Origin of the sequence: Enterobacter sp. MALB-1 (assembly GCF_041021625.1) — a bacterium.
Classification (GTDB): Bacteria; Pseudomonadota; Gammaproteobacteria; order Enterobacterales; family Enterobacteriaceae; genus Enterobacter; species Enterobacter oligotrophicus.
In genome coordinates this window covers 3,528,475-3,553,783 of record NZ_JBDPJL010000001.1, presented here as the reverse complement: position 1 = coordinate 3,553,783, position 25,309 = coordinate 3,528,475, and the positions used below count along the sequence as shown (strand labels likewise).

Below are 25,309 nucleotides of genomic sequence, written 5' to 3'. Positions count from 1 at the left end.
GACAATCTGTGTGGGCACTCAAAGTGACATGGATTCTTAATGTCTTCGGACAATAAATGAATACCAAGTCTCTGAGTGAACATACGTAATTCATTACGAAGTTTAATTCACGAGCATCAAACTTAAATTGAAGAGTTTGATCATGGCTCAGATTGAACGCTGGCGGCAGGCCTAACACATGCAAGTCGAGCGGCAGCGGAAAGTAGCTTGCTACTTTGCCGGCGAGCGGCGGACGGGTGAGTAATGTCTGGGAAACTGCCTGATGGAGGGGGATAACTACTGGAAACGGTAGCTAATACCGCATAATGTCGCAAGACCAAAGAGGGGGACCTTCGGGCCTCTTGCCATCAGATGTGCCCAGATGGGATTAGCTGGTAGGTGGGGTAACGGCTCACCTAGGCGACGATCCCTAGCTGGTCTGAGAGGATGACCAGCCACACTGGAACTGAGACACGGTCCAGACTCCTACGGGAGGCAGCAGTGGGGAATATTGCACAATGGGCGCAAGCCTGATGCAGCCATGCCGCGTGTATGAAGAAGGCCTTCGGGTTGTAAAGTACTTTCAGCGGGGAGGAAGGTGTTGTGGTTAATAACCGCAGCAATTGACGTTACCCGCAGAAGAAGCACCGGCTAACTCCGTGCCAGCAGCCGCGGTAATACGGAGGGTGCAAGCGTTAATCGGAATTACTGGGCGTAAAGCGCACGCAGGCGGTCTGTCAAGTCGGATGTGAAATCCCCGGGCTCAACCTGGGAACTGCATTCGAAACTGGCAGGCTGGAGTCTTGTAGAGGGGGGTAGAATTCCAGGTGTAGCGGTGAAATGCGTAGAGATCTGGAGGAATACCGGTGGCGAAGGCGGCCCCCTGGACAAAGACTGACGCTCAGGTGCGAAAGCGTGGGGAGCAAACAGGATTAGATACCCTGGTAGTCCACGCTGTAAACGATGTCGACTTGGAGGTTGTGCCCTTGAGGCGTGGCTTCCGGAGCTAACGCGTTAAGTCGACCGCCTGGGGAGTACGGCCGCAAGGTTAAAACTCAAATGAATTGACGGGGGCCCGCACAAGCGGTGGAGCATGTGGTTTAATTCGATGCAACGCGAAGAACCTTACCTGGTCTTGACATCCACGGAAGTTTTCAGAGATGAGAATGTGCCTTCGGGAACCGTGAGACAGGTGCTGCATGGCTGTCGTCAGCTCGTGTTGTGAAATGTTGGGTTAAGTCCCGCAACGAGCGCAACCCTTATCCTTTGTTGCCAGCGGTTAGGCCGGGAACTCAAAGGAGACTGCCAGTGATAAACTGGAGGAAGGTGGGGATGACGTCAAGTCATCATGGCCCTTACGACCAGGGCTACACACGTGCTACAATGGCGCATACAAAGAGAAGCGACCCCGCGAGGGCAAGCGGACCTCATAAAGTGCGTCGTAGTCCGGATTGGAGTCTGCAACTCGACTCCATGAAGTCGGAATCGCTAGTAATCGTGGATCAGAATGCCACGGTGAATACGTTCCCGGGCCTTGTACACACCGCCCGTCACACCATGGGAGTGGGTTGCAAAAGAAGTAGGTAGCTTAACCTTCGGGAGGGCGCTTACCACTTTGTGATTCATGACTGGGGTGAAGTCGTAACAAGGTAACCGTAGGGGAACCTGCGGTTGGATCACCTCCTTACCTTAAAGAACCTGCCTTTGTAGTGTCCACACAGATTGTCTGATGAAAAACAGCAGTAAAAATCTCTGCAGGCTTGTAGCTCAGGTGGTTAGAGCGCACCCCTGATAAGGGTGAGGTCGGTGGTTCAAGTCCACTCAGGCCTACCAAATTTTCCCTGATACCGCGTTGCGGCAACGCTCACATACTGATGTATGCCTCGCGTTACCACGCCTTGTCTCAGGAAAAATTACCGGTACAGAGATTGGCAAAAGGATGGGGCTATAGCTCAGCTGGGAGAGCGCCTGCTTTGCACGCAGGAGGTCTGCGGTTCGATCCCGCATAGCTCCACCATCTTTTACTGCGAACACAAGAAAACTTCAGAGTGAACCTGAAAAGGTGCACTGCGAAGTTTTGCTCTTTAAAAATCTGGATCAAGCTGAAAATTGAAACGACACATCTTAATGGTGTGTTCGAGTCTCTCAAATTTTCGCAATCAGAAGTGAAACATCTTCGGGTTGTGAGGTTAAGCGACCAAGCGTACACGGTGGATGCCCTGGCAGTCAGAGGCGATGAAGGACGTGCTAATCTGCGAAAAGCGCCGGCGAGGTGATATGAACCCTTGACCCGGCGATGTCCGAATGGGGAAACCCAGTGCAATCCGTTGCACTATCGTTAACTGAATACATAGGTTAACGAGGCGAACCGGGGGAACTGAAACATCTAAGTACCCCGAGGAAAAGAAATCAACCGAGATTCCCCCAGTAGCGGCGAGCGAACGGGGAGCAGCCCGGAGTCTGAATCAGCGTGTGTGTTAGTGGAACGGTCTGGAAAGTCCGACGGTACAGGGTGATAGTCCCGTACACGAAAATGCACATGCTGTGAACTCGAAGAGTAGGGCGGGACACGTGGTATCCTGTCTGAATATGGGGGGACCATCCTCCAAGGCTAAATACTCCTGACTGACCGATAGTGAACCAGTACCGTGAGGGAAAGGCGAAAAGAACCCCGGCGAGGGGAGTGAAAAAGAACCTGAAACCGTGTACGTACAAGCAGTGGGAGCCTCTTTATGGGGTGACTGCGTACCTTTTGTATAATGGGTCAGCGACTTATATTCTGTAGCAAGGTTAACCGAATAGGGGAGCCGCAGGGAAACCGAGTCTTAACTGGGCGTTAAGTTGCAGGGTATAGACCCGAAACCCGGTGATCTAGCCATGGGCAGGTTGAAGGTTGGGTAACACTAACTGGAGGACCGAACCGACTAATGTTGAAAAATTAGCGGATGACCTGTGGCTGGGGGTGAAAGGCCAATCAAACCGGGAGATAGCTGGTTCTCCCCGAAAGCTATTTAGGTAGCGCCTCGTGAACTCATCTTCGGGGGTAGAGCACTGTTTCGGCTAGGGGGCCATCCCGGCTTACCAACCCGATGCAAACTGCGAATACCGGAGAATGTTATCACGGGAGACACACGGCGGGTGCTAACGTCCGTCGTGAAGAGGGAAACAACCCAGACCGCCAGCTAAGGTCCCAAAGTCATGGTTAAGTGGGAAACGATGTGGGAAGGCACAGACAGCCAGGATGTTGGCTTAGAAGCAGCCATCATTTAAAGAAAGCGTAATAGCTCACTGGTCGAGTCGGCCTGCGCGGAAGATGTAACGGGGCTAAACCATGCACCGAAGCTGCGGCAGCGACACTATGTGTTGTTGGGTAGGGGAGCGTTCTGTAAGCCGTTGAAGGTGTGCTGTGAGGCATGCTGGAGGTATCAGAAGTGCGAATGCTGACATAAGTAACGATAAAGCGGGTGAAAAGCCCGCTCGCCGGAAGACCAAGGGTTCCTGTCCAACGTTAATCGGGGCAGGGTGAGTCGACCCCTAAGGCGAGGCCGAAAGGCGTAGTCGATGGGAAACAGGTTAATATTCCTGTACTTGGTGTTACTGCGAAGGGGGGACGGAGAAGGCTATGTCGGCCGGGCGACGGTTGTCCCGGTTTAAGCATGTAGGCGGAGGTTCCAGGTAAATCCGGTACCTTTTTAACGCTGAGGTGTGATGACGAGGCACTACGGTGCTGAAGTGACAAATGCCCTGCTTCCAGGAAAAGCCTCTAAGCATCAGGTAACATCAAATCGTACCCCAAACCGACACAGGTGGTCAGGTAGAGAATACCAAGGCGCTTGAGAGAACTCGGGTGAAGGAACTAGGCAAAATGGTGCCGTAACTTCGGGAGAAGGCACGCTGATATGTAGGTGAAGCCCCTGCGGGTGGAGCTGAAATCAGTCGAAGATACCAGCTGGCTGCAACTGTTTATTAAAAACACAGCACTGTGCAAACACGAAAGTGGACGTATACGGTGTGACGCCTGCCCGGTGCCGGAAGGTTAATTGATGGGGTTAGCGGCAACGCGAAGCTCTTGATCGAAGCCCCGGTAAACGGCGGCCGTAACTATAACGGTCCTAAGGTAGCGAAATTCCTTGTCGGGTAAGTTCCGACCTGCACGAATGGCGTAATGATGGCCAGGCTGTCTCCACCCGAGACTCAGTGAAATTGAACTCGCTGTGAAGATGCAGTGTACCCGCGGCAAGACGGAAAGACCCCGTGAACCTTTACTATAGCTTGACACTGAACACTGGTCCTTGATGTGTAGGATAGGTGGGAGGCTTTGAAGCGTGGACGCCAGTCTGCGTGGAGCCGCCCTTGAAATACCACCCTTTAATGGCTGGTGTTCTAACGTGGACCCGTAATCCGGGTTGCGGACAGTGTCTGGTGGGTAGTTTGACTGGGGCGGTCTCCTCCCAAAGAGTAACGGAGGAGCACGAAGGTCAGCTAATCCTGGTCGGACATCAGGAGGTTAGTGCAATGGCATAAGCTGGCTTGACTGCGAGCGTGACGGCGCGAGCAGGTGCGAAAGCAGGTCATAGTGATCCGGTGGTTCTGAATGGAAGGGCCATCGCTCAACGGATAAAAGGTACTCCGGGGATAACAGGCTGATACCGCCCAAGAGTTCATATCGACGGCGGTGTTTGGCACCTCGATGTCGGCTCATCACATCCTGGGGCTGAAGTAGGTCCCAAGGGTATGGCTGTTCGCCATTTAAAGTGGTACGCGAGCTGGGTTTAGAACGTCGTGAGACAGTTCGGTCCCTATCTGCCGTGGGCGCTGGAGAACTGAGGGGGGCTGCTCCTAGTACGAGAGGACCGGAGTGGACGCATCACTGGTGTTCGGGTTGTCATGCCAATGGCACTGCCCGGTAGCTAAATGCGGAAGAGATAAGTGCTGAAAGCATCTAAGCACGAAACTTGCCCCGAGATGAGTTCTCCCTGAGACTTTAAGTCTCCTGAAGGAACGTTAAAGACGATGACGTTGATAGGTCGGGTGTGTAAGCGCAGCGATGCGTTGAGCTAACCGATACTAATGAACCGTGAGGCTTAACCTTACAACGCCGAAGATGTTTTGGCGAAGAGACACGATTTTCAGCCTGATACAGATAACAGAATTTGCCTGGCGGCTGTAGCGCGGTGGTCCCACCTGACCCCATGCCGAACTCAGAAGTGAAACGCCGTAGCGCCGATGGTAGTGTGGGGTCTCCCCATGTGAGAGTAGGGAACTGCCAGGCATCAAATTTAGTAGTAAGCCGGTGCATTAATCCGGTGGTTACAAGCAGTCTTCGGTGGAGCGGTAGTTCAGTCGGTTAGAATACCTGCCTGTCACGCAGGGGGTCGCGGGTTCGAGTCCCGTCCGTTCCGCCACTTATTGAAAGCCCTGAGTTAACGCTCAGGGCTTTTTTCTTGCCTGTCATCTAATTATTGCTAAATAAGCAAAAATCCTCTGCACTTTTCGCTCTTTTTCAGCATAAGCGTACCCGCGATAATCTTCCTCAGTTAACATCATTATGAATAACGAGGATTATATGGCTATCCCTGCATTTGGTCTGGGCACTTTCCGCCTGAAAGACGACATTGTTATCGCATCTGTTAAAACCGCACTTGAGCTTGGCTATCGCGCTGTTGATACGGCGCAGATATATGAAAATGAAGCTGCCGTCGGACAGGCAATCGAAGAGAGCGGTGTACCACGTGACGAACTCTTCGTCACAACCAAAATCTGGATCGAGAACCTTAGCAAAGACAAGCTGATCCCAGGCCTGAAAGAGAGCCTGAAAAAGCTACGCACCGATTACGTGGATCTCACCCTGATCCACTGGCCATCACCAAACGACGCAGTTTCTGTGGAAGAGTTTATGCAGGCATTGCTCGAAGCAAAGGAGCAGGGCTTAACGCGTGAAATCGGTATTTCCAATTTCACCATCCCGCTGATGCAAAAGGCGATTGCCGCCGTCGGCGCAGAAAACATTGCGACCAACCAGATTGAACTCTCCCCCTATCTGCAAAACCGCAAAGTGGTGGACTGGGCAAAACAGCATGGTATTCACATCACCTCCTATATGACGCTGGCCTATGGTAAGGCTTTGAAAGATGACGTGATTGTTCGTATCGCAGAGAAACATAACGCGACGGCCGCACAGGTGATTCTGGCATGGGCAATGGGTGAAGGTTATGCAGTTATCCCATCCTCAACCAAACGTGAAAATCTGGCCAGCAACCTGTTAGCCAAAGATCTTCAACTGGATGACGAAGACAAAAAAGCGATCGCTGCACTGGATTGTAACGATCGCCTGGTAAGCCCGGAAGGGTTAGCACCAGACTGGGATTAATATTAACCCACCCTCTGTACTCTAAACCCTCACACAGCTCCTTCGGGAGCTGTTTTTACATGCTCGCTAAGGAAGTCGATAAAGGCACGTATACGCGTACTTACCGCTCTGTCGCTGTAATACACTGCGCTAAAAGGCATCTCAACCGGCAGACGTTTATCCGCCATCAGCTCAACAAGTTCGCCACGCGCAATTTCCTTATCGATCATATAGTCAGATAGACACGCTATCCCATTTCCTTCCAGACATAATTGCTTCAGTGTTTCACCACTATTAGATGATAACCCACAGCTGATTTCATGAAGCTGACCATCATGGCAAGCGACTGGCCAGGTATTCAGCGAGACGGGTTCCGTAAAGCCCAGACACATATGCTGCTTTAGCTCTTCGACCGTTTCAGGCTTTCCAGACCGCGCGATGTACTGCGGCGAGGCGATGATCTTGCGATAGCTGGTGAAGAGTGGGCGAGCGCGTAAGCTCGAATCTGTTAAGGTTCCCGCCCGAATTGCCACATCAACTTTCCGTTCTATCAGGTTGATGAACGTTTCAGAAGAGACCAGTGAAAGAGTGATCTCAGGATATCGCTCACGAAATGGTTTAATCAGCGGCATCAGGAAGTGCAGCACGACAGGGGTAGCCGCATCAATTCGCAGCAATCCGCGCGGTGTGCTACGTGATTCCATTATCTCCGTCTCTGCTGCAGCCATTTCCTGCAGAACCGACTGTACCCGGCGGAAATACCGCTCGCCTTCTTCTGTCAGACTGAGCTGCCGGGTGGTTCTGTTAAGAAGGCTCACGCCCAGCTTCATCTCCAGTTTTTTCACCGAGCGGCTGATAGCAGAATTAGCCTGTCCCAGTTGTTCGGCAGCGCGGCTAAAACTGCCGCTTTCGACCACGGCGACAAAGATTGTCAGCTCTTCCGACGTCGCTCTCATTGTTGCACCATCCGCAAAATTCTATAAGGATTCTGGCCTTTTTTGTTATTTAAACATGGGCATAGACGTCTGTCATCTTAAACCTCAAGGGGCAGCGTTTTGTGCGCCACTTGCGCTTCTTGCCCTGACGAACGACGTTTTACAATGGGTGTGGCAGAAACGGTTATCGCAGGGTGCTTTCCTGCACTTGCGTTCAAAACTGGAAAGCGGTTTCTCAGAAATTGCGTTGAAAGTGTAACCTAAAATCCCTATAACATTAGAACCAGTCCGCTTTCCGGGGTGGTCAATGTGATAGAGGTTGTTTCCAAAAGTGCGAAAAAATACCTATGCCATGCGTTATGTTGCCGGACTGCCTGCGGAGAGGATCTTGCCTCCGGGGTCGTTTGCGAGCCTTAGCCAGGCATTGCCCGCCGGTACACCTTTAAGCAGTGATGAAAAAATTCGTGTGCTGGTGTGGAATATCTTTAAGCAACAGCGCGCTGAGTGGTTATCGGTGCTGAAGAATTTTGGTAAGGACGCTCATCTTGTTCTGTTGCAGGAGGCGCAAACGACGCCTGAGCTGGTCCGGTTTGCAACCACTAACTATCTTGCCGCCGATCAGGTGCCTGCGTTTGTCTTACCGCAGCATCCTTCTGGTGTGATGACCCTTTCTGCCGCACATCCGGTTTATTGCTGCCCGCTGCGGGAGCGTGAGCCGATCCTGCGTCTCGCAAAATCGGCGCTGGTGACGGTCTATCCGTTGCCGGATACGCGTCTGCTTATGGTGGTAAATATCCATGCAGTAAACTTCAGTCTGGGTGTGGATGTTTATAGTAAGCAGTTACTTCCAATTGGTGACCAGATTGCCCATCACAGCGGGCCAATCATTATGGCCGGGGATTTTAATGCCTGGAGCCGTCCGCGCATGAATGCGCTGTATCGTTTTGCGCGTGAAATGTCGCTGCGAGAAGTCCGTTTTAATGATGACCAGCGGAAAAAAGCGTTTGGCCGTCCTCTCGATTTTGTTTTCTATCGTGGTTTAAGTGTGCACGACGCCTCCGTCCTGGTGACGCGCGCCTCCGATCACAATCCGCTACTCGTTGAATTCAGTCCCGGCAAACCTGATAAATAATGGTATGTCAGGTCTGCCGTGGGGCAGGCCTGTGCGGGTGCTGCCCTTTATTATTTCACCAACAAAAGGACAGTACGATGACGACAACAACACATTCCCATCATGACAACGTAGAAAAACAGTTTGGCTCTCAGGCAAGCGCTTATTTGAATAGCGCCGTGCATGCTTCCGGTCGTGACCTGGTTCGCCTCGGCGAGCGTCTGGCTGCCTTCCCACAGGCACACGTGCTGGATTTAGGCTGTGGTGCCGGGCACGCGAGCTTTACAGCTGCGCAGCAGGTGGCTCAGGTTACTGCGTATGACTTATCCAGCCAGATGCTGGAGGTCGTTGCCGGTGCCGCAAAAGCCAAAGGGCTGACCAACGTCTATACGCGTCAGGGCTATGCCGAATCCTTACCCTTCGGGGATGCATCATTTGACGTTGTCATCAGCCGTTACTCCGCGCACCACTGGCATGATGTCGGCCAGGCATTACGAGAAGTAAAACGCGTGCTGAAGCCTGGCGGGATCGTCATCATCATGGATGTCATGTCTCCTGGCCATCCGGTGCGGGATATCTGGCTGCAGACGGTTGAGGCGCTGCGTGACACCTCACATGTACAAAACTATTCCAGCGGGGCATGGTTAACCTTGATGACCGAGGCGGGCTTGATCTCACGTTCATTAACAACGGATCGCTTGCCGCTGGAGTTCAGCTCATGGATCGCACGTATGCGGACGCCGGATGCGTTAAGCCAGGCCATTCGGATGTATCAGGAAAGCGCTTCTACAGAAGTGAAGGCTTACTTTGAGTTGCAGGAGGATGGTTCATTTACCAGCGACACCATCATGGTTGAAGCGCAAAAAGCAGGGTAAAACAAAAAAGGCACCGGGGGAATCGGTGCCTTTTTATCTTAAGATCGTGTCATCAGGAGTCTGGCGTAGCGCTGTTTTTCACAAACAGCGTTAGCTGGTCGCCTGGTTGCAGATTGTCAGTATCATTATTCCAGCGCATCACATCTTTAATGTTCACGCCGTGACGTTTTGCGATACTGGACAGCGAATCACCTTTACGAACACGATAGGTAATACTATCGCTGTTCCTGGCGAGACGCTGTGCGCTGCTACCCGCACCCACCGTCAAAGTTTGACCCACTTTCAGGCCGGAGCTGCGCAGGTTATTCCACTGCTGCAGATCTTTCGCCGTCACGCCTAGACGCGCAGCAATACCCGAAAGCGTATCACCTGAACGAACCTTATAGCTGCGACTGCTTACTGATGAAGCATCCGCGATCAGTGTTGACTGAACGGCTGCAATCTCACCAGAAGCTAAAGACTCACGTAACTGTTCAGCATGTTTCTGCGGAACCATGACATACTGCGGGCCACTTGCCCCCAGCGTTGAGCCTTTAACGCCTGCATTAAAGGTTTTCAGTTTACTTACCGACATACCCGTCATATCGGCAACCTGTTGAATATCAACCGGGCTGCTGAGGCGAACACGCGCCAGTGCACGACTTTCGTCTGGTGTTGGCAGTTGCACACCGTAACGCTTGCTGTTCTTGAGAATATCACTCAATGCCAGCATCTTCGGTACGTAAATCTTCGTTTCCTGTGGCAGTGAGAGCGACCAGAAGTCAGTGGATTTACCACGTGCTTTATTCGCTTTCATTGCCTTCAGTACACGACCTTCGCCGCTGTTATACGCTGCGACAGTTAACAACCAGTCGCCATCAAACATCTTGTTAAGACGTTGCATCATGTCGAGAGCGGCTGTCGTGGAAGCGACAACATCACGACGCGCATCATAGCTGCGGGTCTGTTTCAAACCATAATTGCGCCCTGTGCTCGGAATGATCTGCCAAATGCCTGCGGCATTGGCACCAGACGTCGCGTGTGGGTCAAAAGCGCTCTCCACTATGGGTAGTAGTACCAGTTCCATAGGCATGTTACGTTTTTTAACTTGCCCGGCTATCCAGTACATATACGGCTCTGCCCGTAATGTTACATCGTGGAGATAGCTCTTATTTCTCAAATACTTCTGTTTCTGTTCGCGAATCCGGGTATTTTCCGGAATTCCCATCTTTAGCTCGTCGCCAATAGAGGCCCACAAGTCCTGATCCTGCGCGAAAGATGTCCCATCGTCCATCCAGCGTGCCGAACTTGTAAACTTCCCTGCTTCCCCTTGACCAGCTGCAGAAAGGCTCTGTGCATGCTGCTGTACGTTGCTGCCGTTTTGCGACTGGCAACCCACAAGCAGGACAGAGGCGAGTAAGATCGCTTTTGCCTTCATGTGTGTGTCAATAGTTGCTTAAAAGACGAGCGATGATAACGGCGAAATTTTGAAAAGGCAACCCGCATTTATCTGAAGTTATCTTTCTTTGACCTTAACCATGCAAATCGCTCCTCTGGTTGTTGCAAATTTGTTTCTTGGGTAATTTTATTAATTAAATCAGGGTCATCCGTTCGTAAAAATACATTAATTTTACGCTCATTTTTCAGAATTACGGGCAGTGTATTTTGGTTTTTTGCACGTAACTCCTTAACTTTCTGATAATAATCCTGAATCGCCAGATCGTCCGGTAAGAGGCTTGCAGCAAACTTCATATTTCCTAATGTATACTCATGTGCACAACATATGACGGTATCATCAGGTAATGCATTAATCTTTTGTAAAGATTGGTACATCTGTGCAGGGCTGCCTTCAAAGAGTCTTCCACAGCCGCCTGAGAACAGCGTATCGCCGCAAAACAGATAAGGTTTGCTGTAGAAACAAATATGTCCTGAAGTGTGACCTGGCGTAGCAATTACGGAAAATTCGTAACCCAGTATGAAGACATTTTCGCCTTCTTCGACTACTTGCGTTGTACCCTTATTTTGTGTCTCTTTCGGTCCATAAACGACCAGATGCGGGAATTGTGCAAGCAGGTCAGGGACTCCACCTACATGATCGTTATGATGATGGGTCAAGAGGATGGCTTCCGGCTGCCAGCCATTTTCCTTAATGGCGCGCAGGATCGGTGCAGATTCGCCGGGATCAACAATAATGCATCTGCGATCGTCATCGACTAAAACCCAGATGTAATTGTCCTCAAAAGCAGAAATACTGATAAGATTCATACATTACCTCTTATAGCGTGGCGGGTGTTTTGATGAAACCGGCAAGGATACCTCAGACTGTCGCAGCACCGGAACGTTGGGCAGAATTGCCCTGGGGTGAATACTATCGCGAAGCGTTAGAACAACAGCTTAAACCCTGGCTCGCAAAAATGTATGGGTTTCACCTGCTTAAGATTGGCAATCTCAGCGCGGAGATCAATACCGAAAGCTGCGCTATCTCTCATCAGGTTAATGTCTCTCTCAACGGTTTACCCGTTCAGGTAAAAGCTGACCCACTGCATTTGCCTTTTGCTGAAAAATCCGTTGATGCCTGTCTGCTCGCGCATACTTTGCCCTGGTGCAGCGATCCCCATCGTCTGCTACGCGAGGCCGATCGCGTTCTGATCGATGACGGCTGGCTGGTGCTGAGCGGTTTCAATCCGCTGAGCCTGATGGGGCTGCGCAAGCTGGTGCCAGTGTTGCGCCGCACGCCACCTTACAACAGCCGCATGTTCACGATGATGCGCCAGTTGGACTGGCTTTCACTGCTGAATTTTGAAGTGCTCGGCTACGGTAGTTTCCAGGTGCTGCCCTGGTCGCGGCAGGGCGGCGTCTTGCTGAGTACCCATTTGCCAGCGTTAGGATGTATGCAGTTTATTGTGGCGCGTAAGCGGACGATCCCCCTTACGCTTAACCCAATGAAGCAAAGCAAATCGAAAACGCGGATTCGTCAGACGGTGGGGGCCACCCGGCAGTTCAGAGAACCCTGATCAGGATTCGGGCTGATAGCCAGCATCTTCATGCGTTGGGTTGGACGCAGCCGCACGCGCCAGTTCGTCGCAGCGTTCGTTCTCAGGATGACCAGCGTGACCTTTTACCCATTCCCATTTGATTTCGTGCTGGCCCAGCGCGGCATCCAGACGCTTCCAGAGATCCACATTCTTGACCGGCTTCTTGTCTGCTGTTTTCCAGCCGCGTTTTTTCCAGTTATGTATCCACTGTGTTATGCCCTGGCGCACATACTGGCTGTCGGTGCTTAGCACCACGTCGCAATGCTCTTTTAAGGCTTCCAGCGCCACGATAGCCGCCATCAACTCCATACGGTTATTGGTGGTCAGAAAATAGCCTTCGCTAAAAGTTTTTTCGTGCTGTCTATAGCGCATAATGGCACCATAACCGCCAGGCCCTGGATTGCCTAGACAAGATCCATCGGTGAAAATTTCTACCTGTTTACGCATCTCTGGTAGACTTCCTGTATTTGAAACGTTCAGTTAAACGATAAGTCTGACATAAATGACCGCTATGAGCACTGCAATTACTCGCCAGATTGTTCTTGATACCGAAACCACCGGTATGAACCAGATCGGCGCGCACTACGAAGGGCACAAGATCATTGAGATTGGTGCTGTAGAGGTAGTGAACCGTCGTCTCACGGGAAACAACTTCCACGTTTACCTTAAACCCGATCGGCTGGTGGACCCGGAAGCGTTCGGCGTTCACGGTATTGCGGATGAGTTTTTGCTCGATAAGCCGACCTTTGCGGATGTGGCGGATGAATTCCTTGAATACATCAAAGGTGCAGAGCTTGTCATCCATAACGCGTCGTTCGATATCGGCTTTATGGATTATGAATTCAGCAAACTGAATCGTGATATTCCGAAAACGAATACGTTCTGTAAAGTCACCGATAGCCTGGCGCTGGCAAGGAAGATGTTCCCCGGCAAGCGTAACAGCCTTGATGCACTTTGCTCGCGCTATGAAATAGACAACACCAAGCGAACGCTGCACGGCGCATTGCTCGATGCCCAAATCCTGGCCGATGTTTTCCTGACCATGACCGGCGGTCAAACGTCGATGAAATTCAGTATGGAAAATGAAGCCCAGCAGACGCAGGGTGAAGCGGGAATCCAGCGTATTGTCCGCCAGGCGAATCGCTTGCGGGTTGTTTTAGCCAGCGATGAAGAATTACTGAACCATGAATCCCGCCTGGATTTAGTGCAGAAGAAGGGCGGAAGTTGCCTGTGGCGTGCTTAAGCGATGCCTGAATGCCTGTAAAATCACCGCTTGGGCGATTTTTGCAGCAAACGATTCAAAACGTAAGAAAAAGCGTTGACGAGTTCAGAGGCAAACCGTAATATGCGCCCCGTTCCCCAACGGGAACAGTGGAGCGGTAGTTCAGTCGGTTAGAATACCTGCCTGTCACGCAGGGGGTCGCGGGTTCGAGTCCCGTCCGTTCCGCCACTATTCAGAAGGCCTGAATCAGAAATGATTCAGGCCTTCGTCGTTTAATCCTTCTCAAAACAACCCTCCTTTTCGTTAACAATAAGTTAATATATGTGGTGCATTTAATTAACAAATGCGCGATTGTAGTGCATTAATTGCACTAAGTTTGTGCATGTCATCACCACAACTAACTCTGTAGCGTTTCTTCTTGTAACAATTATGTAAAAATAATTCACCGAAAATCATTCAGTTACTGTTCATTTTCCAGAAAGTTCCCGAACCAATGATTCATTGGTTCGTTAATTGCTTAATCATTAGCACGGTAAGTTGCACGTCATATCAATAACTTATCGTTAATAAAAATAAAGCAATGATGACAGCGAGCGAACCAATATGGAAAAACCGTCACGGTTTTTGGCAAATTCCAGCACCGCGCTGGAGCAATTGCGCGGGCTAATCAACCAGCACGAGTCAACACCAGGCATTCCGCTGCCCACTGAGCGTGAGCTGTCGGAAACACTCGGCGTAGGGCGACGTGAAGTCCGTCGTGCGCTGGACGTGCTGGAAGAGGAGGGGCGTATCTGGCGTAAACAGGGCAAAGGTACTTTTATTGGTCCCGCAGCCCCCGTGGAGCCGCTGGCCCTTCAGGGATTGGTTCAGCAAACTAATTTGCTGGAAGTCATGGAAGCTCGTCTGCAGCTCGAACCCGGCTTAGCCCGACTTGCGGCACTGCGTGCCACCAGGGAAAACCTCGCGCTCATGCAGCGCATGCTGGAACGCATTGATAAGGTCAGCCCGGATGACCGTGACCTGAATGAACTGTGGGATAGCGCCTTCCACCGCGCGATTGCCGAAGCCGCAGGCAACCGCCTGATGCTTGGGCTTTTTGATGCCATTGACGCCGTCCGGCGCGAACCGGGCTGGCAGCATCTGCGAGAGCTGGCCCGCACGCCTGAACGTGTCGATAGCTACAACGACCATCATCATAAAATCATGTCCGCGATCATCCACCGCCAGCCTAATGAGGCCGCAACTGCCATGCGCGAGCATCTGCTCAGCCTGCAAAACGCCCTGATTCAGGCAATTCACCTTGAGGACGACTCCACGCTATGACGACGATCCCCTTTAAGGATGCCACTCCCGTATTACGGCTGCAAAATCTTAATGTTAAATTTGCGGGCTCGCCGGTCAGCGTGCTTGATGGCATCTCGCTGACCGTAAAATCAGGTGAAACGCTGGCGCTGGTAGGAGAGTCCGGCTGCGGGAAAAGCATCACCTCGTTAGCGCTGATGGGCTTACTGCCTGCCAGCGCACAGATTGTCAGCGGCGAGATGCAGTTTCGCCGTCACGACCTGCGAAAACTCTCGCCGCGTGAATATGCCGATCTGCGTGGCAGTGAGCTGGCGATGATTTTCCAGGAGCCGATGACTTCGCTGAATCCCGCTTTTACGCTGGGCGATCAACTCAGCGAAGCGGTCATGCGCCACCAGAACGTCTCGCGTACAGAGGCGATGAATGTCGCGCTGCGCATTCTGGAAAAAGTCCAGATCCCGGCGGCTGAGATGCGTCTTAGGGCTTATCCTCACCAGCTTTCCGGGGGGATGCGCCAGCGCGTAATGATTGCAATGGCGCTGATTAACCACCCGCGTTTACTGATTGCCGATGAACCCACTACCGCGCTCGACGTCACCATTCAGGCGCAAATCCTCACTCTGCTCAATACCTTAAAACAAGAAACGGGCACGGCGGTGCTGATGATCACCCACGATTTAGGTGTGGTAGCGGAGGTCGCGCAGCAGGTGGCGGTTATGTATGCCGGGCAGGTGGTAGAGCAGGGAAGCGTAGAGACGATTTTTGCCGATCCACAGCACCCATACACTATCGGATTGATGGGCTCAATTCCCTCGCTTGGCGCACGCAAAGGCCAGCTATCCACTATTCCCGGTGCGGTGCCGTTACCGGAATCCATGCCGCAAGGCTGCCGCTTTGCCACCCGTTGTCCCTTCGCACAGACGCGTTGTCACGCTGAAAAACCGCAGCTCAATACGCTTGGCGCAGGGCATCAGGTGGCCTGTTTCCGCGTGCCGCTGGAACAGCACATTGCCCTGGGAGAAATCGCATGACCACGCCGATACTTGAAGCCCGTGACCTGAGCAAACGCTTCCCCGGCCCTAAAAAACTGTTCACTCCGGCACGCTTTGTCACGGCAGTCGATCGCGTTTCCCTTTCCGTTATGCCGGGCGAAACGCTGGCGATTGTGGGTGAATCCGGTTCTGGCAAATCCACGCTCGGCCGCCTGCTCCTGCGTCTGCTGGCGGCCAGCGAAGGGCGCGTATTTTATCAGGGCGAAGAGATAACCCATGCTTCAGGCACACGCCTGAATCAGCTACGCCGTGAACTGCAAATCATCTTTCAGGACCCTTTTGCCTCGCTGAATCCGCGTATGACGGTCGAGCAGATCGTCGGTGAACCGCTGTGGCTGCACCAGAATATGAAAAAGGCCGATCGTCAGTATCGCGTTGCTGAGCTGCTCAAAACCGTGGGCTTGCCTGCGGCCTGGGCCGGTCGTTATCCGCATGAGTTTTCCGGCGGACAGCGCCAGCGTATCGGGATTGCGCGCGCGCTGGCCTCAGGACCAAAACTGCTGCTGGGCGATGAACCGGTTTCCGCGCTGGACGTTTCCGTCCAGGCGCAGGTAGTAAACCTGCTGGAAAGCCTCAAGCACCAGTTGGGGCTGACGATGGTAATTGTCGCCCACGGTCTGGCGGTTATCCGCCATATGAGCGACCGCGTGGCGGTGATGTATCTCGGGCAAATCGTTGAGCTTGCCACCGTAGACGAGATCTTTGATGCGCCGTTGCACCCATATACCCAGGCGCTGATTGCCTCGGCACCACAGATGCAGCCAGGCGTTGAACGAGATGCACCGCTGTTGCAGGGGGATTTACCGAACCCGGCCAGCCCGCCGTCCGGCTGCCGGTTCCACACCCGTTGCCCGTACGTGACGGATGAATGCCGCCAGGTCGAGCCGATCAATCAGGTGCTCGACGGCGGACGTCAGGTTGCCTGCCACCGCTGGCAGGAGATTAACCGCGATCGCAGTGTTATCCAGATAGCTCCACCATCTGCCGCATTTCTGCGCCGCCGTGCGCTGTTTGAACACGCGGCCTCTCACTCCTCCCTTCCTTCAAGGAACTCATGATAATGACAATGCGTAATTCTCTTTTGACCGTACTGGGAAGTGTTATGTTGCTTGGCGCGGCGCTGCCCGCCCATTCTGAAAGCGTGCTGCGAATCGGTCTGGGGGCTGACCCGGACATGCTCGATCCGCATCTGGCGCGCACTTACTATGGCCGCTTCGTCTTTGCCTCTTTGTGCGACAGGCTTGTGGACGTCGACGAACATCTGAAAGTGGTGCCGGGTCTGGCGAAATCGTGGGCCTGGAGTAACGACGGAAAAACGCTGACTATGGACCTGCGCGAAGGCGTCACCTTCCACGATGGTGAAAAATTCGATGCGGCTGCGGCAAAATACAACCTCGATCGTGCCCTGACCTTAAAAGGCTCGTTGCGTAAAAGCGAGATTTCATCTGTAGAGTCGATTGACGTCACCGGCCCAATGCAGATTGCCCTGCACCTGAAAACGCCAGACGCTGCGTTGCTGATGCAGCTTACCGACCGCGCGGGGGCGATGATGGCCCCGAACGCGGCGAAAAAACCTGATTTTGCCGCCCATCCGGTCTGTTCCGGCCCGTACAAGTTCGACAGCCGCGTTTCGCAGGATCGCATTGTTCTGACGCGTTTCGACAACTACTGGAACAAAGACGCCTACCACTTCGACAAAATTATCTACCTGCCGATCCCGGATGCCTCCGTGCGTCTGGCGAACCTGAGGGCAGGCGATCTCGATTTGACGGAAGGCATTGCCGCAAGCGATGTGAAAACCGTGGAAGCCGACAGCAAGCTGGCGCTGGCGAAGGTGACGGGGCTGGGTTATCAGGGCATCACTTTCAACATCAACAACGGCAAAGTGCCAGCGAACGATCCGTTCAAGGACGCTCGCGTGCGTGAGGCGTTTTCTCAGGCCATTGACCGCGATGCGTTAAACCAGGTTGTTTTTGAAGGGTTATACACCCCGGCAAACCAGGCGTTTTCTACGGTGAGCCCGTATCACGTTAATCTGCCGGTTCCGCCGCGAGATGTGGATAAAGCCAAAGCATTGCTGAAAGCCGCCGGTGTTACCACGCCGCTGACCGTCAACCTTCTGGTGCCAAATAACCCAACCTCGCAGCAGGTCGGCCAGGTGCTGCAGGCGATGGTGGCCGAGGCGGGCTTTAACCTGAACCTGCAAATGACCGAGTTCGCTACGCTGCTGGATCGCCAGCAGAGCGGTGACTATCAGCTGAGCTTCTCTGGCTGGTCGGGTCGCCCCGATCCGGACGGCAGCATCTACGGCTTTATCCATAGCAAAGGCACCCTGAACGACGGGCGTTACAGCAACGCGCAGGTGGATGAATGGCTGACGCAGGCGCGCCAGAGTACCGACCAGACCGCACGCCAGCCGCTGTACGACAACGTGGTGAAACAACTGCAGACCGATATGCCGATTGCCTATCTCTACTTCGAACCGCGCATTTTTGGCCTGAACAAGAGCGTGCAGGGCTTTAAGCCGTACCCGGATGGCATCGTGCGTCTGGCCGGTTTGACGCTGGCGAAATAAACGTCCTGAGGAGAACCCATGCTGGAACTGATTTGCAAACGTCTGCTGCTGGCCATTCCGACGCTATTGCTGGTGAGCATGATGGTGTTCGGGTTGCAAAAGCTGCTGCCCGGCGACCCGCTGATCGCCATGGCCGGAGAGGAGCGCGACCCGGCGGTCATCGCCCAGCTACGTGCGGAACTGAACCTTGATGCGCCGATCCCCGTACAGTATTTCAACTGGCTGACGCGCGCGTTGCAGGGCGATCTGGGTGTCTCCTTACGCACGCACGAACCGGTGACGCAGCTGATTGCCAGCAAGCTGCCAGTCACGCTGGAGCTGTCGCTGCTGGCGATGATTATCGCGCTGGTGTTTGGCATCAGCATGGGGATACTCGCCGCGGTGAACAAAAACAGTTGGGTCGATCACGGGGCGAATTTTGTGGCGATCTCAGGGATCTCAATACCGCATTTCTGGTTGGGTATCCTGCTGATTCTGGTCTTTTCGGTGAACCTGCAATGGTTACCTGCGTCGGGTTATGTACCGTTCAGCGAAGATCCAATCCAGAATTTGCGCACGCTGCTGCTGCCCGCTTCCGTACTCGGCACCGGTCTGGCGGCGACGCTGATGCGCCATACCCGCGCCTCGATGATTGCGGTACTGAAAGCAGACTACATTCGCACCGCGCGGGCTAAAGGGCTACTGCCAAAAGCAGTGATTTTAAAGCATGCGTTTCGCAATGCGCTGGTGCCGGTGATCACCCTCACCACGCTGCTGTTCGGCGAGCTGCTGGGCGGCGCGGTACTGACTGAGCAGGTCTTCACCATTCCGGGCTTCGGCAAGATGATCGTCGACTCGGTGTTTAACCGTGATTATGCGGTGGTGCAGGGCGTGGTACTGATTGTGGCGATCGGCTTTCTGATGCTGAACCTGCTGGCCGACGTACTTTACGTCCTTATCAACCCGAAAATGCGAGGTTAACGATGGCGGAAGTGACGACTCAAACCGTTGCGCCTGCGCTGCCGCGCGCGCAGAGCAGGGTACTGAAGAAGTTCCTTGCCAATAAAAGCGCGGTGATTGGCGCGGTGGTTGTGGGCTTCTTTGTGCTGGTGGCCCTGCTGGCACCGTGGATCGCGCCGTTTGATCCGGTGAAAGCCAACTTTCTGGCGGTGCGCAAAGCGCCGTCGGCGATGTACTGGTTCGGCACCGATGAACTGGGACGCGATATCTTGTCCCGCATTATCTGGGGGGCGCGAACCTCGCTGATGGCGGGCTGTATGTCGGTGGTGATCGCCGTCGTCATTGGCGTGCCGCTGGGACTGGTGGCGGGTTATTTCCAGAAAATGTGGGACGGCGTCATTTCGCGCTTTATTGAAGCGCTGCTCGCCTGCCCATTTCTGATCATGGCGATCGCGCTTGGGGCATTCTTAGGCCCAAGCCTGACCAACGCGATGATCGCCATTGGCCTCTCGGCGATGCCGATCTTCGCCCGCCTGACGCGCGGCCAGGTGATCGCCATTCGTAATGAAGAGTACATTGACGGCGCGCGGGCGATTGGCCTGCCGGATCGCTGGATCATCATCAAATATGTGCTGCCGAACGTCATGTCACCGATTCTGGTGCAGGCCACGCTGGCGATAGCGTCGGCGATTATCGCGGAAGCCAGCCTCTCGTTTCTGGGTTTAGGGCAACAGCCGCCAAACCCGTCCTGGGGCTCCATGCTCAACACCGCCAAAGGGTTTCTTGAGCAAGCTCCGTGGATGTCTGTTTTCCCCGGCGTAGCGATTTTCCTCGCCGTGCAGGGCTTTAATTTACTCGGTGACGGGCTGCGCGATGCGCTCGATCCGCGCCACGACTAAGGAGTCATGATGACCAAAGCGCTTGATTTTACGTCCGGTTACGCTTCACGACGCCCACCGATGATGGGCCATAACGCTGTTGCCACCTCCCAGCCGCTGGCGGCTCAGGCAGGTATGCGTATGCTGCAACTGGGTGGTAATGCTGTCGATGCGGCGGTTGCCACCGCAATGGCGTTGACGGTTGTTGAGCCTACCGGCAACGGCATTGGCAGCGATGCGTTTGCGATTGTCTGGGATGGTGAAAAACTTCACGGTCTGAATGCGTCCGGCCGCTCACCTGCCAGCTGGCATGCGGATCTGTTTGCCGGTAAAACCGCCGTGCCGGAAATTGGCTGGGATGCGGTGACGGTGCCCGGTGCCGTATCGGGCTGGGTGGCGCTCGCGGAACGTTTTGGCACACTGCCACTGACCACGCTGGCGCAGCCTGCGATTGAGTATGCGCGCAACGGTTTCCCGGTCTCCCCGCTGATTGGTCATCTCTGGCAGCGCGGCTACAACAAGCTGAAAGATCAGCCCGGCTTCAGCGCCTGTTTCGCGCCAGAAGGCCGTGCGCCACGCGTGGGTGAAATCTTCCGTAATCCGGCGCAGGCGAACTCGCTGGAGCTGATTGCCAAAACCAACGGTGAAGCGTTTTACCGTGGCGAGCTGGCGCAGAAAATTGCGGCCTTTGCCAAAGCGCACGGCGCGCATCTGACGGCTGAGGATCTGGCAAACCATCGCGTTGACTGGGTGGAACTGCTGTCGCGTGATTTCGCGGGCGGCTCGGTGCAGGAACTGCCGCCAAACGGCCAGGGCATCGCCACGCTGATTGCGCTCGGTATTCTGGAACAGTGCGGTATTGAGCAGCATCATCCGGACTCCGTGCAGTCCCTGCATTTATCCATCGAAGCGATGAAGCTGGCACTGGCGGATCTCGACCGCTACGTGGCGGATGAAGAACACATGGAGTTCGCGGCAAAAGAGCTGCTGAGCGATCATTATCTGAAGTCACGTGCGGCACTGATCAACCATGATAAAGCCTCTGATTTTGTCTACGGTTCTCCAACGCAGAGCGGCACGGTTTACCTGAGTGCTGCGGATGCCAGCGGGATGATGATCTCCTTTATACAGTCCAACTATATGGGCTTCGGTTCAGGGATCGTGGTGCCGGATACTGGCATCAGCCTGCAAAACCGGGGCTGCGGTTTTGTGCTCGACCCGAAACACCCGAATGCGCTGGCAGGCGGCAAGCGTCCGTTCCACACCATCATTCCGGGCTTTGCGATGGACGGCAACGGCAAGCCGCTGATGTCCTTCGGTGTGATGGGCGGGCCGATGCAGGCGCAAGGGCACATGCAGATGGCACTACGCATTATGCTGCACGGGCAAAACCCGCAGGCGGCGATCGACGCGCCGCGCTGGCGTGTGGTGCAGGGCAGGGAGGTGATCGTCGAATCGACGTTTGATCGCAATACCATTGCCGCCCTGCGTGAGCGCGGGCACCAGATCGTGGTGGAAGATCCGTTGCAGGATTACAACTTCGGCGGTGCACAGGTGATCTATCGTATGCCGGAAGGGCACTACGTTGCCGCGACGGAAAGCCGCAAAGATGGGCAGGCGTTGGTAAGTTAATTAACGCCCGGTGGCGCTGCGCTTACCGGGCCTACGTTGTGCTTTTTGTAGGCCGGGTAAGGCGTAGCCGCCACCCGGCTTTTTTCACTCAATGCTAAACGGGTCAGCATCCTGCCAGGCCGGAAACTTCTCCCGATACTCCTTCAGGGCCGTCAACGACAGCTCGGCATCAATCCGCGTCGCCTGATGGGGTTCTGCGGTGGCGATAATCTCTCCCTGCGGGTTCACCACCCGGCTGTCTCCACGATAGTGATGCCCGTTGCCGTCCGTTCCCACGCGGTTACAGCCCACTACGTACGCCTGATTCTCAATGGCGCGCGCCACCAGCAGTGCCTGCCAGTGCAGCGAGCGCGGCGCAGGCCAGTTGGCGACGTATAACGCCAGGTCGTAATCGTTGCGGTTGCGTGACCACACCGGGAAGCGCAGGTCGTAGCAGACCAGCGGCAGGATGCGCCAGCCGCGCCACTCAAACACCACTCGTTCATTACCTGCTTCATAGTGATGATGCTCATCCGCCATGCGGAAAAGGTGGCGTTTATCGTAAAAATGCACTTTCCCTTCCGGCTCAACCAGCAGGAAGCGGTTAACCGGCCCACGTTCGGTTTGCAGCGCGGTGCTCCCGGCGATCAGCGCGTTGGTCTCCTGCGCTTTGGCGTGCATCCAGGCGACGACTTCATCCTGCGGCATCGACTGTTTAGCGGCCTCCATTGCAAAGCCCGTGGTAAACATCTCCGGCAGGACAATCACATCTCGCCCGGTAATCTCTTCCAGTTGACGATCAAAATGGCGAAGGTTGGCGGGGCCGTCCATCCACACTAAAGGTTGCTGCAAAATAGAAATCTTCAGACCAGGCACGATACAGACTCCTCAAAAGACCGCTTTTTTGACACTGTAGCACGTCATAACAAGAAAATGTGGCAATAAAAAACCCCGCCTGAGGCGGGGTTTGGCAGAGCGAAACGCGTTATGCGGCTTCAGGTTTGCGGACCTTCTCCGGCAGCTTTACCGGCTGTGTCGCCAGCTCATCCGGTTCGAAATCATCCACGTTAATACTGCGCAGACGGCTCTCTTCAGCTTTCACCAGAATAGCGGCTTCATTGTTGTCGATGATCCCGCCCGCCAGCGCCTGTTTCGCCAGTTCATCCAGACGGGTAAACGGCAGGTTTTTGCCCAGCTGTTTACAGATCTTCTGGTGAATCGGGTCGGCGGCCATCACATCCAGCAGCGCCTCTTCCAGCAGACCTACCGGGTTATGCGGCGTTGGGGCCAGATACTGACCACGGCCGATACGGGAGCGGGTTGCACTCGGTATCTGCAGGATCTTCGCTACTTTGTGATCCAGCTTATCGGACGGTGCCAGGTGATGACGTCCGGTCGGGAAGATCACCACGCGCAGGGCACCCGCCACAAAGCGGTTCGGGAAGTTTGCCAGCAGATCGTCAATCGCCTGCTCAGCCTGATACATCGCATCCTGCACGCCCCAGTGCACCAGCGGCAGATCCGCTTCCTGGCGACCTTCGTCGTCGTAACGTTTCAGAACCGCAGAGGCCAGGAAGATCTGGCTCAGCACATCGCCCAGACGGGCAGAGATACGCTCACGACGCTTCAGGCTTCCGCCCAGCACGGCCATGGAAACGTCAGACAGCAGAGCCAGGTTCGCGCTCAGACGGTTCAAATGCTGGTAGTAACGTTTGGTTGCATCACCGGTTGGTGTCGCGCTGGTCAGCCCGCGCGTCAGGCCCAGCCAGAAGCTGCGCACCTTGTTGCTGCCCACGTGACCGATATGTTTGAACAGCAGCTTGTCGAAGGCATCCACGTCGTTATTCTGCGCGGCAGCCATCTCTTCCAGCACGTACGGATGGCAACGAATTGCGCCCTGGCCGAAGATCATCATGCTTCGGGTCAGGATATTTGCCCCTTCCACGGTGATGGCAATCGGTGCGCCCTGATAGCCGCGCGCCAGGAAGTTGCCTTCGCCGAGCATAATGCCTTTACCGCCCGCAATATCCATCGCGTCGATGATCGACTGCTGCGCGCGGTGAGTACAGTGGTACTTCACAATTGCGGACAGCACGGCCGGTTTTTCGCCCAGCATAATGCCGTAGGTAATTAACGACGCAGCGGCGTCCATCACATAGGCGTTACCCGCGATACGCGCCAGCGGCTCTTCAATACCTTCCATTTTGCCGATGGAGATTTTGAACTGACGGCGGATATGAGCATAGGCACCAATCCCCATCGCCACCGATTTCAGGCCACCGGTAGAGTTCGACGGCAGGGTAATACCGCGGCCCACCGACAGACATTCCACCAGCATACGCCAGCCCTGACCGGCCATTTTCGGGCCACCGATGATGTAGTCAATCGGGACAAAGATATCCTGACCACGGGTTGGGCCGTTCTGGAACGGTACGTTCAGCGGGAAGTGGCGACGGCCAATTTCAACGCCTGGCGTTGAGGTTGGGATCAGCGCACAGGTAATGCCCAGATCTTCCTCACCGCCCAGCAGTTTTTCCGGGTCGGAGAGTTTAAACGCCAGACCGAGTACGGTGGCGACAGGGGCCAGCGTAATATAACGTTTGTTCCAGGTCAGGCGCATACCCAGCACCTGCTCGCCCTGCCACTCGCCCATACAGACTACGCCGGTATCGGGAATTGCACCTGCGTCAGAGCCCGCTTCCGGGCTGGTCAGTGCGAAACAAGGGATTTCCTGACCACGCGCCAGACGCGGCAGGTAGTGATCTTTCTGCTCTTTGGTCCCGTAATGCTGCAGCAGTTCGCCTGGGCCTAAGGAGTTAGGTACACCAACGGTGATTGCCAGAATACCGGAGACACCCGCCAGCTTTTGCAGCACGCGAGCCTGAGCATAAGCGGAGAATTCCAGACCGCCGTACTCTTTCTTAATGATCATCGCGAAGAAGCGATGCTCCTTCAGATATGCCCACAGTTCCGGCGGCAGGTCGGCCATTTCGTGGGTGATGGCAAAATCGTTCGCCATGCGGCACGCTTCTTCCACCGGGCCATCAATAAAGGCCTGTTCTTCTGCTGTCAGACGCGGCTGCGGATAGTTGTGCAGCTTTTTCCAGTCCGGGTTGCCCTGGAACAGATCGCCTTCCCACCAGGTGGTTCCTGCATCGATCGCTTCTTTCTCAGTACGCGACATTGGCGGCATCACTTTACGGAAGCCTTTGAATACTGGGGCGGAGATCATCGCTTTACGCATCGGCGTAAAGTTAAACGGCAGCAGGATGATAGCCAGCGGAACCAAAAGCCAGATATTCCAGAGACCTGCGACGCCAAGCGCAGCCGTCCAGGCCAGAAGAATCAGGCTGCTCAGGAATAAACTTACACGGTGATAGAACAGCACACCGAGCAGAACAACGGTTGCGATAATGCTCAAAATCATCATAAAGAAAAGCTCCCTTGCTTGTAGGAGGTCTGACCAC

18 protein-coding genes, 4 tRNA genes and 3 rRNA genes are annotated in these 25,309 nt (G+C 54.3%); 19 read left to right on the top strand and 6 right to left on the bottom strand.

The window, feature by feature from the left end:
• Window positions 1-124 precede the first annotated feature (124 nt).
• From ABGB15_RS17080 to dkgB, 7 genes are all read left to right on the top strand, one after another.
• Window positions 125-1,666, top strand: a 16S ribosomal RNA gene (locus ABGB15_RS17080).
• 69 nt (window positions 1,667-1,735) lie between these two features.
• A tRNA-Ile gene (locus tag ABGB15_RS17075) sits at window positions 1,736-1,812 on the top strand.
• 108 nt (window positions 1,813-1,920) lie between these two features.
• Window positions 1,921-1,996, top strand: a tRNA-Ala gene (locus ABGB15_RS17070).
• 170 nt (window positions 1,997-2,166) lie between these two features.
• A 23S ribosomal RNA gene (locus ABGB15_RS17065) occupies window positions 2,167-5,071 on the top strand.
• A 64-nt stretch (window positions 5,072-5,135) separates the two neighbouring features.
• Window positions 5,136-5,251, top strand: a 5S ribosomal RNA gene (gene rrf / locus ABGB15_RS17060).
• The 16S, 23S and 5S rRNA genes sit together here with 3 tRNA genes alongside, the layout of an rRNA operon.
• A 56-nt stretch (window positions 5,252-5,307) precedes the next feature.
• A tRNA-Asp gene (locus ABGB15_RS17055) sits at window positions 5,308-5,384 on the top strand.
• Window positions 5,385-5,545: 161 nt separating this feature from the next.
• Complete coding sequence (gene dkgB, locus ABGB15_RS17050; protein WP_215722685.1) at window positions 5,546-6,349, top strand: 2,5-didehydrogluconate reductase DkgB; 804 nt, start codon at window positions 5,546-5,548, stop codon at window positions 6,347-6,349.
• Window positions 6,350-6,378: 29 nt separating this feature from the next.
• On the opposite strand, the gene yafC is transcribed toward dkgB, so the two are convergent.
• Window positions 6,379-7,284 carry a DNA-binding transcriptional regulator YafC gene (yafC, locus tag ABGB15_RS17045; RefSeq protein ID WP_152083538.1) on the bottom strand — a complete coding sequence of 302 codons (906 nt, stop codon included), beginning with the start codon at window positions 7,282-7,284 and terminating at the stop codon, window positions 6,379-6,381.
• 310 nt (window positions 7,285-7,594) lie between these two features.
• Between yafC and ABGB15_RS17040 the strand changes: the two genes are divergently transcribed.
• Window positions 7,595-8,395 carry an endonuclease/exonuclease/phosphatase family protein gene (locus ABGB15_RS17040; RefSeq protein ID WP_152083539.1) on the top strand — a complete coding sequence of 267 codons (801 nt, stop codon included), beginning with the start codon at window positions 7,595-7,597 and terminating at the stop codon, window positions 8,393-8,395.
• 77 nt (window positions 8,396-8,472) lie between these two features.
• Complete coding sequence (locus ABGB15_RS17035; protein ID WP_369064250.1) at window positions 8,473-9,249, top strand: class I SAM-dependent methyltransferase; 777 nt, start codon at window positions 8,473-8,475, stop codon at window positions 9,247-9,249.
• Between the two features lie 52 nt (window positions 9,250-9,301).
• Here ABGB15_RS17035 and mltD read toward each other — a convergent pair whose 3' ends face one another.
• Together mltD and gloB are read right to left on the bottom strand one after the other, a co-directional pair.
• Window positions 9,302-10,666 (bottom strand): murein transglycosylase D, encoded by a 1,365-nt coding sequence (gene mltD, locus ABGB15_RS17030; protein WP_215722686.1) that lies wholly within the window; start codon window positions 10,664-10,666, stop codon window positions 9,302-9,304.
• A gap of 68 nt (window positions 10,667-10,734) precedes the next feature.
• Window positions 10,735-11,493, bottom strand: a complete 759-nt coding sequence (gene gloB / locus ABGB15_RS17025; protein ID WP_215722687.1) for a hydroxyacylglutathione hydrolase — start codon at window positions 11,491-11,493, stop codon at window positions 10,735-10,737.
• Window positions 11,494-11,525: 32 nt separating this feature from the next.
• On the opposite strand from gloB, the gene ABGB15_RS17020 reads away from it, so the two are divergent.
• Window positions 11,526-12,242: a class I SAM-dependent methyltransferase gene (locus ABGB15_RS17020; RefSeq protein WP_152083543.1), complete on the top strand. Its 717-nt coding sequence runs from the start codon at window positions 11,526-11,528 to the stop codon at window positions 12,240-12,242.
• Here ABGB15_RS17020 and rnhA read toward each other — a convergent pair whose 3' ends face one another.
• Complete coding sequence (gene rnhA / locus ABGB15_RS17015) at window positions 12,243-12,710, bottom strand: ribonuclease HI (RefSeq protein ID WP_148420179.1); 468 nt, start codon at window positions 12,708-12,710, stop codon at window positions 12,243-12,245. It abuts the gene before it with no gap.
• Window positions 12,711-12,774: 64 nt separating this feature from the next.
• Between rnhA and dnaQ the strand changes: the two genes are divergently transcribed.
• The 9 genes from dnaQ to ABGB15_RS16970 all read left to right on the top strand — a co-directional run bounded on the left by dnaQ (window position 12,775) and on the right by ABGB15_RS16970 (window position 21,863).
• The gene (dnaQ, locus tag ABGB15_RS17010; RefSeq protein ID WP_215722688.1) at window positions 12,775-13,506 is read left to right on the top strand and encodes a DNA polymerase III subunit epsilon; all 732 of its coding nucleotides are present in this window, start codon (window positions 12,775-12,777) and stop codon (window positions 13,504-13,506) included.
• Between the two features lie 130 nt (window positions 13,507-13,636).
• Window positions 13,637-13,713 (top strand) — tRNA-Asp (locus tag ABGB15_RS17005).
• A 375-nt stretch (window positions 13,714-14,088) separates the two neighbouring features.
• Window positions 14,089-14,808 carry a FadR/GntR family transcriptional regulator gene (locus ABGB15_RS17000; protein WP_152083545.1) on the top strand — a complete coding sequence of 240 codons (720 nt, stop codon included), beginning with the start codon at window positions 14,089-14,091 and terminating at the stop codon, window positions 14,806-14,808.
• Window positions 14,805-15,818 (top strand): ABC transporter ATP-binding protein, encoded by a 1,014-nt coding sequence (locus tag ABGB15_RS16995; RefSeq protein ID WP_215722689.1) that lies wholly within the window; start codon window positions 14,805-14,807, stop codon window positions 15,816-15,818. The genes ABGB15_RS17000 and ABGB15_RS16995 overlap by 4 nt, the downstream gene beginning before the upstream one ends.
• On the top strand, window positions 15,815-16,897 hold the full coding sequence (locus ABGB15_RS16990; protein WP_215722690.1) for an ABC transporter ATP-binding protein: 1,083 nt from the start codon (window positions 15,815-15,817) through the stop codon (window positions 16,895-16,897). The genes ABGB15_RS16995 and ABGB15_RS16990 overlap by 4 nt, the downstream gene beginning before the upstream one ends.
• A 2-nt stretch (window positions 16,898-16,899) precedes the next feature.
• Window positions 16,900-18,414: an ABC transporter substrate-binding protein gene (locus ABGB15_RS16985; protein ID WP_174779600.1), complete on the top strand. Its 1,515-nt coding sequence runs from the start codon at window positions 16,900-16,902 to the stop codon at window positions 18,412-18,414.
• Between the two features lie 18 nt (window positions 18,415-18,432).
• On the top strand, window positions 18,433-19,374 hold the full coding sequence (locus tag ABGB15_RS16980) for an ABC transporter permease (protein ID WP_022647136.1): 942 nt from the start codon (window positions 18,433-18,435) through the stop codon (window positions 19,372-19,374).
• Window positions 19,375-19,376: 2 nt separating this feature from the next.
• Window positions 19,377-20,252, top strand: coding sequence for an ABC transporter permease (locus ABGB15_RS16975; protein ID WP_215722691.1), 876 nt, complete (start codon window positions 19,377-19,379; stop codon window positions 20,250-20,252).
• 9 nt (window positions 20,253-20,261) lie between these two features.
• Window positions 20,262-21,863: a gamma-glutamyltransferase family protein gene (locus ABGB15_RS16970; protein WP_215722848.1), complete on the top strand. Its 1,602-nt coding sequence runs from the start codon at window positions 20,262-20,264 to the stop codon at window positions 21,861-21,863.
• Window positions 21,864-21,947: 84 nt separating this feature from the next.
• Here ABGB15_RS16970 and ABGB15_RS16965 read toward each other — a convergent pair whose 3' ends face one another.
• A complete protein-coding gene (locus tag ABGB15_RS16965) occupies window positions 21,948-22,718 on the bottom strand; it encodes an amidohydrolase (protein ID WP_215722692.1) in 771 nt (256 codons plus the stop codon).
• Window positions 22,719-22,827: 109 nt separating this feature from the next.
• Window positions 22,828-25,272 (bottom strand): acyl-CoA dehydrogenase FadE, encoded by a 2,445-nt coding sequence (fadE, locus tag ABGB15_RS16960; RefSeq protein ID WP_215722693.1) that lies wholly within the window; start codon window positions 25,270-25,272, stop codon window positions 22,828-22,830.
• Between the last annotated feature and the right edge of the window lie 37 nt (window positions 25,273-25,309).